The 14925-nt window shown below is 48.0% G+C and carries 16 protein-coding genes and 1 pseudogene; 8 read left to right on the top strand and 9 right to left on the bottom strand.

From position 1 onward, the window contains the following. Nucleotides 1-10: 10 nt before the first annotated feature. A complete protein-coding gene (locus tag ACIDITHRIX25_RS99310; RefSeq protein WP_249685793.1) occupies nucleotides 11-1570 on the bottom strand; it encodes an acyl-CoA carboxylase subunit beta in 1560 nt (519 codons plus the stop codon). Nucleotides 1571-1615: 45 nt separating this feature from the next. Between ACIDITHRIX25_RS99310 and ACIDITHRIX25_RS99305 the strand changes: the two genes are divergently transcribed. After that, on the top strand, nucleotides 1616-2332 hold the full coding sequence (locus ACIDITHRIX25_RS99305) for a leucyl/phenylalanyl-tRNA--protein transferase (RefSeq protein WP_052606127.1): 717 nt from the start codon (nucleotides 1616-1618) through the stop codon (nucleotides 2330-2332). A 54-nt stretch (nucleotides 2333-2386) separates the two neighbouring features. Here ACIDITHRIX25_RS99305 and ACIDITHRIX25_RS99300 read toward each other — a convergent pair whose 3' ends face one another. Continuing rightward, on the bottom strand, nucleotides 2387-2989 hold the full coding sequence (locus tag ACIDITHRIX25_RS99300) for a biotin transporter BioY (RefSeq protein ID WP_052606137.1): 603 nt from the start codon (nucleotides 2987-2989) through the stop codon (nucleotides 2387-2389). 146 nt (nucleotides 2990-3135) lie between these two features. After that, nucleotides 3136-4038: a DUF3298 domain-containing protein gene (locus tag ACIDITHRIX25_RS99295; protein ID WP_201731831.1), complete on the bottom strand. Its 903-nt coding sequence runs from the start codon at nucleotides 4036-4038 to the stop codon at nucleotides 3136-3138. Nucleotides 4039-4232: 194 nt separating this feature from the next. On the opposite strand from ACIDITHRIX25_RS99295, the pseudogene ACIDITHRIX25_RS99290 reads away from it, so the two are divergent. The 6 genes and pseudogenes from ACIDITHRIX25_RS99290 to ACIDITHRIX25_RS99265 all read left to right on the top strand — a co-directional run bounded on the left by ACIDITHRIX25_RS99290 (nucleotide 4233) and on the right by ACIDITHRIX25_RS99265 (nucleotide 7621). After that, nucleotides 4233-4858: pseudogene (locus tag ACIDITHRIX25_RS99290) on the top strand (IS607 family transposase). Between the two features lie 34 nt (nucleotides 4859-4892). After that, entirely contained in the window at nucleotides 4893-5060 is a 168-nt protein-coding gene (locus tag ACIDITHRIX25_RS99285) for a hypothetical protein (protein WP_201731830.1), read from the top strand. A 42-nt stretch (nucleotides 5061-5102) separates the two neighbouring features. Further along, complete coding sequence (locus tag ACIDITHRIX25_RS99280) at nucleotides 5103-5618, top strand: hypothetical protein (protein WP_201731829.1); 516 nt, start codon at nucleotides 5103-5105, stop codon at nucleotides 5616-5618. Continuing rightward, the gene (locus tag ACIDITHRIX25_RS99275) at nucleotides 5537-6367 is read left to right on the top strand and encodes a zinc ribbon domain-containing protein (protein ID WP_201731828.1); all 831 of its coding nucleotides are present in this window, start codon (nucleotides 5537-5539) and stop codon (nucleotides 6365-6367) included. The genes ACIDITHRIX25_RS99280 and ACIDITHRIX25_RS99275 overlap by 82 nt, the downstream gene beginning before the upstream one ends. After that, nucleotides 6368-6553, top strand: coding sequence for a hypothetical protein (locus tag ACIDITHRIX25_RS99270; protein WP_201731827.1), 186 nt, complete (start codon nucleotides 6368-6370; stop codon nucleotides 6551-6553). Between the two features lie 189 nt (nucleotides 6554-6742). Further along, nucleotides 6743-7621 (top strand): DMT family transporter, encoded by an 879-nt coding sequence (locus ACIDITHRIX25_RS99265; RefSeq protein WP_152626155.1) that lies wholly within the window; start codon nucleotides 6743-6745, stop codon nucleotides 7619-7621. Between the two features lie 32 nt (nucleotides 7622-7653). On the opposite strand, the gene ACIDITHRIX25_RS99260 is transcribed toward ACIDITHRIX25_RS99265, so the two are convergent. Beyond that, nucleotides 7654-8121 carry a RidA family protein gene (locus tag ACIDITHRIX25_RS99260; protein WP_200891316.1) on the bottom strand — a complete coding sequence of 156 codons (468 nt, stop codon included), beginning with the start codon at nucleotides 8119-8121 and terminating at the stop codon, nucleotides 7654-7656. Between the two features lie 351 nt (nucleotides 8122-8472). Here ACIDITHRIX25_RS99260 and ACIDITHRIX25_RS99255 point away from each other — a divergent pair, with 351 nt between their 5' ends. Next, entirely contained in the window at nucleotides 8473-9327 is an 855-nt protein-coding gene (locus ACIDITHRIX25_RS99255; protein WP_052606897.1) for an LLM class F420-dependent oxidoreductase, read from the top strand. 72 nt (nucleotides 9328-9399) lie between these two features. Here the strand turns inward: ACIDITHRIX25_RS99255 and ACIDITHRIX25_RS99250 are convergent, their stop codons facing one another. The 5 genes from ACIDITHRIX25_RS99250 to ACIDITHRIX25_RS99230 form a co-directional block, all read right to left on the bottom strand. Next, nucleotides 9400-10773: an AAA family ATPase gene (locus ACIDITHRIX25_RS99250; protein WP_052606898.1), complete on the bottom strand. Its 1374-nt coding sequence runs from the start codon at nucleotides 10771-10773 to the stop codon at nucleotides 9400-9402. A gap of 174 nt (nucleotides 10774-10947) precedes the next feature. Next, entirely contained in the window at nucleotides 10948-11166 is a 219-nt protein-coding gene (locus ACIDITHRIX25_RS99245; RefSeq protein ID WP_052606899.1) for a hypothetical protein, read from the bottom strand. A 4-nt stretch (nucleotides 11167-11170) separates the two neighbouring features. Then, nucleotides 11171-11923, bottom strand: coding sequence for a COG4280 domain-containing protein (locus ACIDITHRIX25_RS99240; protein ID WP_201731826.1), 753 nt, complete (start codon nucleotides 11921-11923; stop codon nucleotides 11171-11173). Continuing rightward, the gene (locus tag ACIDITHRIX25_RS99235; RefSeq protein ID WP_201731825.1) at nucleotides 11920-13104 is read right to left on the bottom strand and encodes an ABC transporter ATP-binding protein; all 1185 of its coding nucleotides are present in this window, start codon (nucleotides 13102-13104) and stop codon (nucleotides 11920-11922) included. The genes ACIDITHRIX25_RS99240 and ACIDITHRIX25_RS99235 overlap by 4 nt, the downstream gene beginning before the upstream one ends. Then, nucleotides 13091-14875, bottom strand: a complete 1785-nt coding sequence (locus ACIDITHRIX25_RS99230; RefSeq protein ID WP_052606902.1) for an ABC transporter permease — start codon at nucleotides 14873-14875, stop codon at nucleotides 13091-13093. The genes ACIDITHRIX25_RS99235 and ACIDITHRIX25_RS99230 overlap by 14 nt, the downstream gene beginning before the upstream one ends. Between the last annotated feature and the right edge of the window lie 50 nt (nucleotides 14876-14925).

Below are 14925 nucleotides of genomic sequence, written 5' to 3'. Positions count from 1 at the left end.
GCGCAATCTCCTAAAGTGGAACGTTGCCATGCTTGCGACGTGGAAGCTCTTCCTTTTTAGTCGCCAAAACTGCTAGAGCTTTTATGAGCACCCTTCGGGTCTCTCCTGGGTCGATAACATCGTCCACAAAGCCACGCTCAGCCGCTACGTAAGGATTTGCATAGCGGTCCACATACTCATCAACCAATTCTTTTCGACGAGCACTTGGATCCACGGAATCCGCAAGTTCGCGCTTATGGACGACCTCGACCGCTCCTTGTGGACCCATAACAGCCAATTCGGCAGAGGGCCATGCGAAGGCAAAATCAGCGCCTACGCTCTTGGAGTTCATAACGACGTATGCCCCGCCATATGCTTTTCTGGTTATGACCTGAATTCGAGGGACAGTCGACTCACAATAGGCATAGAGCAACTTGGCACCGTGGCGTATGATTCCGCCATATTCTTGATCCACCCCGGGCATAAACCCTGGAACGTCCACGAAGGTCACGATTGGGATGTTGAAGGAGTCGCAGGTTCGCACGAAGCGTGCTGCCTTCTCAGAAGAGTCAATATCCAAAATTCCAGCCAATACCGCTGGCTGATTTCCCACGATCCCTACGACATTTCCGTTCAGTCGGCCAAATCCACAGGTAATATTTTGAGCCCAGTGCGGAAAGTACTCTAGATAGTCGCCATCATCTAATACGGTAGAGATTACCTTCTTCATATCGTATGGTTGGTTGGAACTCGTTGGCATCATCTCTGCCAGCTCTGGAGTTAGTCGCTCCGGATCGTCAGTTGGCTCCTGGGATGGAGGCATCTCTAGGTTATTGGATGGCAAGAAGGAGAGCAGATAGCGCACTTCATCCAAACATTGCTTTTCATCGTCATAGACAAAAGTAGCCACACCACTCTTGGTAGCGTGACTCATTGCGCCACCTAACTCTTCAAGAGTAACGTCTTCACCTGTAACTGTCTTTACAACGTCTGGGCCGGTAATAAACATATGCGAGGTCTCTTTTACCATAAAGATAAAATCTGTCATCGCTGGGGAGTAGACTGCTCCACCCGCGCATGGCCCTAAAATCACACTGAGTTGAGGTATGACGCCAGAGGATGCTACATTTCGATAGAAGATTCCACCATAAGAGTGCAGCGCGACCACACCCTCTTGGATGCGCGCACCAGCGCCATCGTTGAGGCCAATCATGGGAACTCCGACCGAAGTCGCCAAATCCATAACTTTATGAATCTTCTCAGCAAAGACCTCGCCAAGCGCACCACCAAAGACCGTGAAGTCTTGGGAAAAGATACATACTCTCCGGCCTTCAATCGTCCCAAAACCCGTTACCACTCCATCGGTATATGGGCGATTGTCTTCTAGTCCCATGCCGTGGGCCCTATGGCGCGCAAGCATGTCTAGCTCTTGAAATGATCCTTCATCTAAGAGGTAATCGATGCGCTCACGAGCAGTCAATTTACCTTTTTGATGTTGTCGCTCGACCGAGCGAGCGCTTCCCGCGTGTAAAGCTTGTTCCCTACGGGTATTTAGTTCCGCAATTTTATCGGACATGTTCTGTTCGGACATATATCATAACAATAATCGCCCGCAACAATTAGAAAATCAATTTCAATGGCAACATCACCATTATCACCAAAGTCTTTTGACTCATTCATGAATATCACTGCATCCGAAGTGGCCAATATGGCATTTAAGCTCGAGGGCGACCTCCTATTTTTAAGTGACCCTCCAACCTTGGAGATGGTGCGCCATGGATATCGGATCGGTCTATTCGCAATGCCACTTGACCATCTTGGCCTCGGAAACTACATCTATGGCTGGTTCTTTCCTAAAGTTCGAGGTGTAATCTCAATTCCGCCGCCAATCAACTCCAAATTAATAAAGGTTCCAAAGAGTCTTCGCCATTCGGCTAAATCGATGACAGTGACCGTTAACTACGACTTTAGCCAAGTTATCCAAAGCTGCGCAGAGGCAGACCGCCCCGGTAAATGGATTAACGACAAGATAGTCAAGATATATAGCGAACTGCACCACCTAGGTGAAGCGTATTCGATCGAAGTATGGGACAAGAAAAACCCCACTGAACTAATCGGGGGGCTCTATGGAGTAGCTTTCGAAGATTTTTTCGCAGGTGAATCTATGTTTCACAAAAGAAACGATGCATCTAAAGTTGCGCTTTTAGCTTTAATGGACCTAGCTGAGCAAAAGGGTTGGGTTATGATTGACACCCAATGGATTACTCCCCATCTTGAGTACATGGGAGCGACTACGATCCCTTGGAATGTCTACTTGGAGATAATCGATAGTGAGAGCCAGGGAAGCGACTGATTTGCTCTTTGAGCTCGTCCTCTTCCCTAGATCACTCTAAACACTTTGGGGCGACTACCTATGCGAGCTGAACCAGTTTTGGAACTTCCAGGCACTTGGCAACAATATTGCTGCAAGGAGAACCTTAGCCAGGTCAGAAAGGACAAAAGGAGCAACACCCAGCGATATCGCCTTTGCTAGCGATAGATTGAGAGAGTAGCTCAGATAGGTTACGCCAAAGAGATAGATAACCACATTTCCGATAACCATCTGGGCAATCGTACTTGGGATCTTCTTATCGAATCCTCTATTGGCGAGATAGCCAACGAGTGCTGATGCAAATAGAAAGCCAACGATATATCCAAAAGTTGGTGTTGACGCTACGCTAAAGCCTCCACTGCCGCCTGCGAACCACGGAACTCCCATAAGCCCTGCAAATAGGTACAGAATTGATCCATAGAGTGCTCGTGACATACCAAGTACGCTTGCTCCAAGCACAACGGCAAAGGTCTGTCCAGTAAACGGAACAGGGGTAAACGGTAGATGGATTACAACCTGAGCTGACAAACCAATGAAGCTCGCATAAATCATCACGGCTATCACATCAGAGATGGCGTTAGTCGAGACAAAGTCTGACAAAACCCTTATATCTCTTCTCTGTATTCTGGTGCTATTCAAAATATCTCCTCGTACTAAAAGATCCACCAAGCAATGCCTTGGTTGAACTTGTCGTTAATTTAGTAAGAGCTTCATTAAAAACAATCCCAGCTATCACGGTTTATGAAAAAGTAAGGCAACGGCGAACCGCCCATCAAAATATCAACTTATGGATTTGCGAGCGGTCCAGTCGGATCAATAATCGACTTGAGGTCAACCAGGGGAATATTGACAGTTAGGTCGCCAATGGCACTTGATATGACCTGACCTTGTGAAAATCCCAAGATCAACGAGTTGGAAGTTATGTTAAAAGCAGCAAAATTAGAAAGCAGCGGATTTAACCCCGGTGCGCTTTGGATCTGAGCGGAAGGTACCCCTTGAGCCGCCAATTGAGTAGTTAGTTGGGCTCGAGCTTGATTGGAAAGGGTCGTAAGAAAGGAATTATTAGTACCAAATAGATCAGAAAGCGACAGTACAGTTCCGCTTGCCAATGAGAAGGTCAGGGCTTGGATGCTGGTATTGGGAGCGGAGGCTGCTGCGGCAGCCGTGTTTAATACAAATTGGAAAGATGCCAATCTGGCGTCCAAAAGAGTAACTTTATAGGAACCGGTTAGGTTAGACACTCCATTTGGGCCCGAGCCGCTCGATGCAGCCATCGCAACATTTTGCATGAAGGAATTTGCCCAACTAGCCACAGCCCCATAGATCTGACTATTGATACCATTCTGAGCAGAACTCGACGTCATACCCGATATCACGGGATATGAAATATTAACCGAAAAACTAGGCGATGAACCACTTTTACTATAAGTCTGAGAAACTTGGGTTGGCACCACCGATGGCGATGTCGTAGTTGTCGACGGCAATGTAGTTGAAGTTGAGCCTGTTGGAGATAGTGGCGAAGCGACCAGCGTTGGGGATGCAGAGGCCGCAGTTGTGGTAGTTTTAGCGACCGCTGCCAACGAAGTAGTACTTCCACAAGCTCCGATCAACGCACCAATGCTCATCGCTAGAGGAACAAACAAAACACGTCGGGGGGTTATCACCCTAAAAGATACTAGTTGAGTCATATGATATATCATCGACGCAAATAGCCCCTATCTATATGGCTAGTATGTCACGTGCTAAAAAATCACCGATTTCTATGAAACTTTGCACCTTCATGGGCCGATTCCACAACAACACCTTAGTTATTAGCCCTTGGGGCTCGCTACTGCTACTCTCCAGCTGAGCACTCTTAAACGAAGTTTACTATAATGCCTATATGACGAGGTTAGTGCCTATTGGGGTGCCAGCACAGGAGCTTGGGGTACACCCCGTGACGCTACGGTGATGACAAGCAGAAGGACGTATCGATCCTCCTATACGCACACAAGGAGGCAGAAGGCGTTATGACCTATCTAAGCTTCGTGCTATTACTCTCATAAAGCTCCATCCACCAGAGCTACCATCGCCTATGCCCGCGTGTCAACCAACGCTCAAAAAGACGACTTGGTTCGCCAGGTGGCTCTCCTAGAGAGCTATTGCGCCGCAAACGGGTGGAGCTATGAGGTCATCTCCGATGTAGGGTCAGGACTCAACTATCATAAGCGTGGACTAAAAGTGCTTATCTCTTGGATTTGCTCCGGCGAGGTTGGACGACTGGTGCTCAGTCACAAGGACAGACTGCTTCGTTTTGGGTCAGAGCTTGTTTTGTCTCTTTGTGAGCATTTTGGAGTCGAAGTAATCATTATCAACGCTAGCGAGGATTCAACCTTTGAAGAAGATCTGACAAACGATGTCATTGAAATCGTAACCGTCTTCTCGGGCTGGCTATATGGATCGCGTAACCATAAAAACAAAAAGGTTATGGAACGGCTTCAAGAGGTGGCCAAAGAGGTAACTCCATGATCCGATCTCCGAGCCTCACTCTATGGTTAGCATTATGAAGCGCACGGTACGTCTAGCCACGTTGCCACTGAACAAGAACAAGTATGACGAGACGCGCTCTGTGATTGGGCACTATAGCGACGCAAAGCGCGTCTTTGTAGCTCATCTGCGCCAGACTAGCCTATGGAGGCTGCTTGATAGAAGCAAAAGCTTTCGTGACTAAGCAAAGGCACAGGGCTTATACCCAGAGGGCATCAACGTCCATTTGGTAGACCAAGCTGCCTTTGACGCCGTGGATACCTGTATTCGCCACATCGAGTCCTGCTTTGTAAGAGCTAACGTCAAGGCAAGGGTGTGGAGACGCTTCACAGACGAAGATGAGAGGCATTATGCCTATGCTTGTCTAACGAGATACTCGGCTATTGGCCAAATCATGGGTGGCGGCGTGCCAGAGATCTCCACTGTGACTACCTCCCCCGAAACGGGTGCAAAGATAGCCTCGTACTTACATCGCGTCATTCGAGATGCACTCGATGGTAGCTGGCCAACCGTTATCAAGTCTCACTCTATGTCTTTGGACTCTACCTTGTATTCAGTGGTCGACAACGACACAGCTAAAGGCAAGACCGACGCTATGTCAAAGTTGTCAGCTCAACTCGCAACAAACGCATCTCGCTACCCCTGTCTGGCATTTCTCGTGTGTCGGGGAATGTCAGGGTCGTACTTGATGAAGAGAACAAGCGGGCCTTCATTCACGTTAGCTACGACGTTGCAGCTCTAGCCAAGGCCACCGGCCCCGCTGTATCGCTCGACTGGGGAATCACCGAGGTCTGCACTGATGACTCGGGAGTTCATCATGGCGACGAGTATGGCCGAGCGCTTAGTTCCATGACTAAGCGCAGGCATAAGACCGGCAAGGCAAGGAACAAACTTCACGCTCTATCAAAGAGAGATGCTGGCTCCAGAAGAACCAAGCACATCTCACGAAATAACCTAGGGACCAAGAAACAAAAAGCTCGACTCAGGCGTGCAAAGGCACAACTACAGACAATTTCGGGCGCTGCAATCAAAGAAGTGGTCTACGGAGAGGGCAATCGCACCAGAGCTAATGGACGAGCTCCCCAACATCCATCACAACGGCCAAAAGAAATCATCACCGAAGATCTGTCTCACCTAGGGGGTAAGGCTAAGTCTAAGAAGATATCTCGACTCTGCTCATCGTGGGCAAGGGACGAGAACCAAGAACGCATTATGGTACATGCGCATGTCGGAACCTCCGGCATTAAAACGGTCAACGCGGCCTACACCAGCCAAACATCTCCTAATCCAACGTGTGGGTATGTCTCTTTCGACAACCGAAGCGGGGATGTGTTTCACTGTCGTAACCCCTATTGGGATTGCAATTGGCAGGGCGATGCAGATCACGTAGCCTCCATGAACATCAAATCAAGGATCCAAGATCACCAGATCGACCGGTTCACTCCCTACACGGAAGTGAGAAAGATTCTTGACGCGAGGTTCCTACGCTAAATGGAAAGCCGGAACATCCTCGAAGATGCCAAGGCTAGCGCTCACGGCAGGACTCCAAGGATACCACGACAACGCGAGTTGGACGTGGGAGGTGTGCAACCACCGACTCGCCCTAGTTCTGTCCCCGTGGATGTGGCAGAACACGCAAAGGCGTCTGGAGAGCGAAAACAAAAGAGGTGCATATGAATGTATATGTATTTCGGAGCGGGTACTAGCTATAACGCGCACAGGCGAAATCGCCCTACAAAAGCAGGTCCAAGTCCCAATGTGACTATCAGCACACTAGGGTTCTTGGCGAAATGGGTAACTTAGAGCGATTAAATCTCCCTAGGAGACCATCGTTGTCCACAGGATCCTTATGCTTTATTAAAAGCTGTGACCCAACCTAAAAACTACAGCGGCTACATCATGGCCGCCTTCGCGACGCTCACCGTAGGAGCCGGGATAACCGCCTCTACATATTTGATAACCATACCTGTCTTTCAAAGTCAAGCTATACGCTATGGCGTTGGCGCAATCATTCTCTACTTTTTAGCTAGACCAGAAAGATCCAAAAACCTAAAATTTTCCGCCAAGGACAAGTTTTACCTTTTCGTGGTATCTGCCTTTGGTCTCGTGGGATTTTCAGTTGCGTCGCTTGAGGCACTCAAAAGTGCTACAGCGCCCTCGGTAGCAATAATTATCGGCGCTGCACCAGTCCTGATCGCAATCATTGGTCCATTCATCGAAAATCGACGACCTACTATCAGGCCAATCATTAGTGCTGGCATAGTCTTAGCCGGAACCACAATCATAGAAGGGGCTTCGAAGGCGGGCCTTGCTGGTATTTTATGGGCGATTTTCGCCCTTTTCGGAGATGCAAGCTTTTCGATCTTCAGCGTTCCACTTGTCAAAAAAGTCGGTCCATATACACTTTCTTTCTGGACAACTTCTATAGCATCAATAAGTCTGATAATTATTCACTTTATCTTCGAGCCATCAAAGCCACCAAACACCTTTACCCATCAAGAGATTATCGCGCTGGTTTTCCAAGGCCTCTTTGTTACCGTCGGCGCCTTCGTAGCCTGGTATATCGGCCTAGCACGAATACGTGTAGAACTAGTCGGCCTCTTTCCGGGGTTGATTCCAGTCGGTGCATTGGTTAGCGCCCTGATACTTGGTCAAAACGGCGGCAACCCCTTGGCCGATGTGATCGGAATCGCCCTTTTAGGAGTGGGCCTCTACTTCGGAGCAATCCGATCCGTCGGCCAATAGCCCAAAAATCAGTCTTTACGATTTAAATAGAGCTAGATGAACGAAATAATTGCGTCGATCTCAACACATGCATTTCGAGGGAGACTAGCCACCCCTACAGCGGCCCGGCTATGGCGCCCAACGTCGCCAAAGATCTCAACCAAAAGGTCACTAGCTGCATTAATGACAACTGGATGGTCTCCAAAGTCGGCAGCAGATGCTACAAAACCTCCCAATCGGACTATCGCCTCGATCCGATTCAAATCCCCAATCTCTGCCTTTAGGTTAGAGAGCAAATTAAAGATACAAATTCGAGCTGCAGCTCTCGCCTCATCTAGAGTAACATCGACACCCACAATGCCACTGTGAGATATCACACCAGCCTCCATTGGTAGCACTCCAGACATGAAGGCAAGATTCCCAACTACCCTGCAAGGGAGATAACTTCCTTGAGGAGCGGGTGCCTCCGGAATAATATAGCCAAGGTCCAATATGCGGGATTCAAAGTTGATTTTATTCACAAAACAAATAATAGGCCGATTCCACCAAGAACTCAAAGAACTTCTGCATTAGCCAGTTCCCTTCGATGGGATTTCGAATTGAAATTGTGATCATCTACGCCTATTGGCAAGCTCCAATAGGGACAAAACAGTAAAAGTAGGCAATTGAAATCAACGGCCGAGACGATATCAACCATCACAACCCGCCTATTTTTTCAAGGAGGAGATAAAAACCCAAGTGGACCGAAAGTGGATCCGAGCACAAAACCAGAAGAAAACCATGCAAGGCTCACCCAGCCATGACTCTCGTCAACTACGCAAAAATAGAAAACTTCGATCCGACGGTGGACTAATGGCGTTTAAGATCAGACTATGCAATATGGCGCCCTGATATTTCCGACTCAATACTCCATTCCAATTGAACTCCTCGCGATAGAGATGGAAGACAGGGGGCTAATTAGCCTTATGTTTCCCGAACATACTCACATTCCCGCATCAAGAACGACGCCATATCCCGGTGGCGGCGAACTACCCAAAGAATATGCCCACACCTTCGACCCCTTTGTAGCACTCTCGATCGTTGCGGCTAAGACTAAAACTCTAAAGATTGGCACCGGCATCTCATTAGTCGTGGAGAGAGATCCAATCGTCCTAGCCAAAGAGGTGGCCTCACTCGACTATCTCTCTGGGGGCAGATTCGAATTTGGAGTCGGGGCTGGCTGGAATCGTGAAGAGATGTCAAATCATGGCACGGAACCAACTTCAAGGTTCAAACTTCTAAAAGAGCGCATTGAAGCCATGAAGGAGATCTGGACGAACGACAACGCCACATACCATGGTGACTTTGTAAACTTTGACAACATCTGGAGTTGGCCAAAGCCTCTTACTAGCCCTCATCCACCAATACTCGTAGGTGGCGATGGCGAATCAGCATTTGCTCGAACCTTGGACTACGGCGACATCTGGATGCCTATTGCTCGAAACACAACTGAGGAATTCGGCCTTCGTGTTCAAGCCTTCAAAGAATACGCCCAACAAGTCGGACGTGATATCCCGCCAATCTATCTCTATGGTGCTCCAATCTCAGCCAAAAAGATAATCGAATACCAAAAGCACTCGGTATCTAGAGTTCTATTTTGGCTACCGAGTGCAGACTACGACACAATCATGTCGTATTTAGATAGGATAACCGCGCTCATAGCAACCCTAAATGAAGAAATGGGCTAGGCACGAGCGCTGCTTGAGCGAGCCACTGCTTTTATTATAACTTCCACAATAAAAGCAGTGAAAGTTCCCCGCTCATCCACCACTTTCCTCGGTTGGCGCGCTTGAGAGGAGACCATCTAGGTAGAGACGCATAATATCTCGATCGTAGCGAATACCACTAAAGTCGCTAATTGAAGCTAGATTATGCTGACCTCCGCTAGCCTCAACTATCACCATCTCGTCGCGACGAAAGATATCTTGGTCCAACAAGAGCGGGCTCCCGAGTGTAACCATCAGTTGGATCGACGGATCACGAGGGGCAGCCTCGATAAAATCAAGGAGAATTTTCCTCATCAAAGATGGAAAAATCCTTAAATCAGCATCGTCATAAGCAATCAAGCGAGAAATATTATCTTTATGACTAAAAAAAACCGACGCTACAAGTGCTACTGCGCGCTGCTCACCTGGAGAATATAAAGAGAGAGCTCTAGATCGTCCATCTCGAGCGGACCTAGCAATAAGGCGCCGGAGGACCCAGGTCTCACCCCTTGAAACTAGCCAGCCAGATGAATGGCCAAGGAGTCCGGCCAACAGCTCGACCTGATCAGATCCATCTTTCAGGACTGAGCTATATGGAACTAGGAGTTCCTTATCAAAGACCGTCTCGTCGATGGATATCAAATCGATATCCATCTCATAGCGATTAAGCGCTCGAGAAAGGTCCGACAACATCTGTGTAGAAAAATCTCTAATCGAGATCGAGCCGGAGTTAGAATCACCTAATCCAAAGATCTCTACCGACTCTGAAAACCAGTCATATAGACGGCGCACCATTAGATAGTCAAAGTTCATCGCCTCTTTTTCATCGACCTCTCTTTTGCGCCCTTTCTTCGATGCCAGATCGCTAGCAACCTCGGTAGCACGCTTGCCCAAGTAGGCGAGGATTGGGCCGTCGGCAACAAAGCTATAGCTTCCCAAGTATGGTGACAACGATCTTCTCTGGGATTTGGATCCATCGGTACTCAAAGATGATGGAGTTGCCTCAACTAGCACCTTGTCACTTGTCACCCCAACCTGAGTAATCAATTCTCTCTCTAGACCTCTATGAGAGAGATGTATCCTGTATTCCAGCAAGTCATCGCCGACTAGAACCATTGCTGCGATAGAGATTGTCCGGCTTGGATCATTGGCATATCTACCATATGTCATCCTAAAAAAATCAAAGGTGGTGCTTTGGGATAATGAATCGCCAACGCCAACAGCACGCAAAAATGAAAGCGCCTCAATCAGCGCGGTCTTGCCTGTTCCAGCCTCGCCAAAGAACGATACGATGGGGAGGATTGACATCTTATAGCGAGGGACAGAGCTAAGAGTTTGCCTGTGCTGGCGCTCACGACCAGCAATAAAAGAGACCGTCTCTACATTCGAAAACGGCCCCCAATTCTCAATCTCAAAGCTGACTAACAATATTACCCCTATGACGCAAATCTCTCTTTAAGATGTTATTGCAGGGATAATAATGCTAAAAAATATATCTTTATGCGAAAATACCACTATTGTCGCGAAATAAGCGTCAAATAGACCATAAAAAGCAAAAAGACCTACTTTAATCAGTCCGCTAAAGCTATCTCTTGATTAACGCTACTTCTTGGAAGCTTTAACCTTACGTGAAAACTCTACCCAAACAGAGACAAAGACAGTCGCAATAACCAACACGGCAAGGGCGAAAGGCTGAACAGACGAACCCTTACCCAATAGTGCGACTATTCCCAACACTACAACTATTCCGATAAAGATCTCCGGGGTATCTCCAATTAGGAAATCCCACCAAAACATAGCAAATGCTCGCAAATATTTCATCTTATTACACCGCTCCACGCGACGTTAGTCGCCCTTTGTATTGCCAGGACAGTAGACGGATCATGAGGGCTGTAGCAACGCTATAGGCTAGCAATAAGAGCAAGATGGAGGCATCTGAGGCTGGCCAATGGACACCCATTCCTTCGCCCGACCAAAAACTTCCAAAACTTACGAGCATCAGACCAACGCCCATCTTCATTGCATTCTCTGGGACCTTTGAGAGTTGCTTTGAGACGATTGCTCCTACGATTCCAACGAGAATAACTGCGGCCAAGGCAGAGACCGAAGCGAGCAGCAACTTATGATTGGTGAGCCCTAGCGTTAGAACTACTATGACCACCTCGAGGCCCTCTAGAAAAACACCCTTGAAAGCTACAGCAAAGGCAGTGGAATCCCTACCAGAGGTTGACTTTGGAATTGACCTCAGCCGCTTTACTTCGTCTTCAAAGATTTGATCTTCATTGTGCATAGCCTTGAGACCCGCAGACCTAAGAATCGCCTTTCGTAGCCATTGAAGACCAAAGATCAATAGTAACGCTCCAATTATAAATCTGAGCGATCCAATTGGTACATATTTGACCAAAGAAGGGCCAATGCCAACCACCAAAAGGGTCAGCACTGCAATTCCAGCCGCACTCCCTTCGAGTGCTGACCTCCAACTCCTAGAAGTTCCAGCAGCTAAAACAATCGTCAGCGCTTCGACCATCTCGACACAAGAGGCCAAAAATACAGCAGCAACCAATACATAAGTGCTCAACTCGCAACTCCATCTAGATCTGCACTAAATCTCGATTCGACCTCTACCGAATTAGAGGTCGACTTTTCATCATCTTCAAAAGCTAATGCTCCAATCGGATCTATCCCAAGCGATATTTGGCTTCCGCGTGGAAAACGCTTCGTAGAAAATACCGATTGAAGCACGACATCGCCTATCGATACCGCATGCTCATAGCCCCTACCGCGATAAGCCACATCTAAAATCCAAGCATTGCAGGTAGGTATAGTTCCGATAGGATCAATTGCGATAGCACCTGGGCGAATCGCGACTACGACATTTTGTCCTGCGCGCAAGGTACACATTGCTTTAGCAACCAAGTTATCGGTAACTCCAGGTATATTCACCCCTACTAAACCATTCCCAAGTTTATCTCGAACTACCCCTTTGAGTTCGCCAGAGAGGCCGGTAAAGCGTGCTATAAATTGATTTGCAGGGCTCAAATAGATGTCCTCTGGCGCACCAATCTGAACCAACTCGCCCCGAGAGAGTACGCCAACTTTATCAGCCAAGGCAAATGCTTCGGACTGATCGTGGGTTATATATACCGCAGTCGCGCCAGACTCTCGAGTAAGAGTGGCGATCTCGATTCGAAGGCGTTCTCGAAGATCGGCATCAAGGTTAGATAAAGGCTCATCGAATAAGATCAACCCACTGTGGCCGACTAGAGCTCTTGCCAAAGCAACACGCTGTTGCTCGCCACCGCTCAGTTCAGAAGGAAAACGAGCACCCTTATCACCCAAGCCAACTCGCGAAAGCGTCTCTTGGGCCTTAATTGCTCTGGTCTTAGAATCCACCTTGTTTCGCTTGAGTGCGAAGGCAACGTTATCCAAGACGCTCATATGGGGCCAAAGAGCATAGTCCTGAAAAACCATCGAGATACCTCGGGCCTCAGGTGGCGTATGCATTGTTGTGGAGGCTACAGTCTTACCAAAGATATCTATCCGACCAGACGCAATCCGCTCAATACCTGCGATAGATCTAAGGATGGTCGACTTTCCCGATCCCGACGGACCTAGGAGTACCAAAAACTCACCGTGATTTACTGCAAGAGAGACACTCTTTACGGCATCTCGCCGTCCATCGTAACTCTTAGAAATGGAGGAAAGCTCCAAAGCAACCGAAGCCGACTGCCTATCTTGACTTATATCAATTTCCTTCATTGTTGAACATTCCTCCCATTTTCTTCCATCCCTCAGGAGCGAAGATACGATAGGCGCCATTTACCACACCTATAACCAACAAAGCGACCCCTAGAGCAAGTACAGACATGGCGGTACCTCCGCCATAGTCGTATCCAGCTGTCAACTTATTAATTGCAACCGAAAGCGGAATCGAACCCGGCGGATATAGAAGTTGCGAGAGCGGCAACTCAAGCAAAGTCTTAGCAAAGGTAAGGGACCACGCTGACAACAACGCCTTCGAAAGAATTGGAAATACGGTTTGAAACCATGCGGGAATCGCCTTCGAACCATGGACTCGAGCAGCATATGCCATATTTGATTGAATTTGAGCCAACGGACCTATCAATATTCTTGATGTCGCTGGCAAGGAAGAGGCTAAATATCCCAAGAACAAAAGTTTAGAAGTTCCATACAAATTAATTCCGATATTGGAGAGAAATGGCTGGTTATAGCTAAAGATATATCCAGCACCCAAAACAATTCCGGGCAATGCCACCGATCCAATCAAAAGGAGATCTAGGGCCTGCCCAAAAAACCCGGTATCACGTTTAGCCAATATACGCGCTAAATAAGCTCCAAAGATAATCGTTGCCGTAGCGGTCAAGACAGAGAGATAGCCAGAGAAGCGCAGTGGCGAGCCACCCAATGTCAATGAAAAGACACGTCTATAGTTAGAGAGCGTCAGCGACGTTGCACCGAAATTAGTACCCAGTCCTTTTATAAATGAGGCACTTACCATCCCGAGAAGTGGAACCATGACCGCTAAGACCATTAGTACGATCATGAAGGCATACATGATAACCCTTGTCCTGCCAGTTATGTTCATAATCTTGGCAGCACGTCGCCGGCCCCCCACCACTGCATAGCTCTTGGATTTAGTCACCCTACGCTGTAGGACGATGGGAACCATGGCAGAAGCTACCAAAAGCCAACCAATGGCAGCGGCCTGTTGGAAGTTCAAAGGCACACTGTCGATAGCTGAGAACAAGGTATAAGTTGCAATCGGGAAATGTGCATTTGCAGCAAGGGTATAGGCAACACCAAAATCGCTCATCGATTCGGCAAAAACAATAGCAAATGCCGACATGAGAGCCGGCATGATAACTGGGATAACAATCTTAAACGAGTCGATACGCGATCCAGAGTGGACTCGTGCAGCATCTTCTAGCTCTCCGCCCAAATTCGCCAATGTAGCTGAAATAGCTAGATATGCAAATGGAATTCCAGACATTCCAAGGACAAAAATAACACCAACCGGTCCGAAGAATATATGGTAGATAGGTGCGGCATTGATATTAGCCTTGGAAAGAACACCACTCGGCTCTAGCAGTCGTTGCCATCCCTCAGTAGTGAGATAGGTTGGCACCAGCAGGAGAAACCAGATCGCTCCCGACCAGATCCTCTTGCCCTTGATGTCAGTTCTTCGAAGGATCCAGGAAACTGCTAGCCCTAATGCGGTAGCAATAAATCCTGCCAGAATCGATACAAAGAGGGAGTCGATAATTCCTCGCAGCGATCCACCGGTGATCGCATATTTAAAACCAGAGAGGCTAAATAGGGGCTGGGAACTACTAAAAAGGCCCGGGAAGAAGGCCTGGACCAGAAAGATAAGTACAGGAACTAAAAGCACTCCAGCGATAAGTATCGCTACAACAAAGCCAGGAATCGATCCCTTCCCCCCGGCTTTTTTTATTCGCCTCGGCGAAGGTAACGTCTCATCGGCGTTTAATTCGGTTTCAACCGCAACCACTGGGCTAACCTCACGAAAATTGTAAAAAAAACAAAGTTCCGATCGACGGA

It is taken from the genome of Acidithrix sp. C25, assembly GCF_904848545.2.
This window is presented reverse-complemented; position numbering and strand designations above follow the sequence as displayed.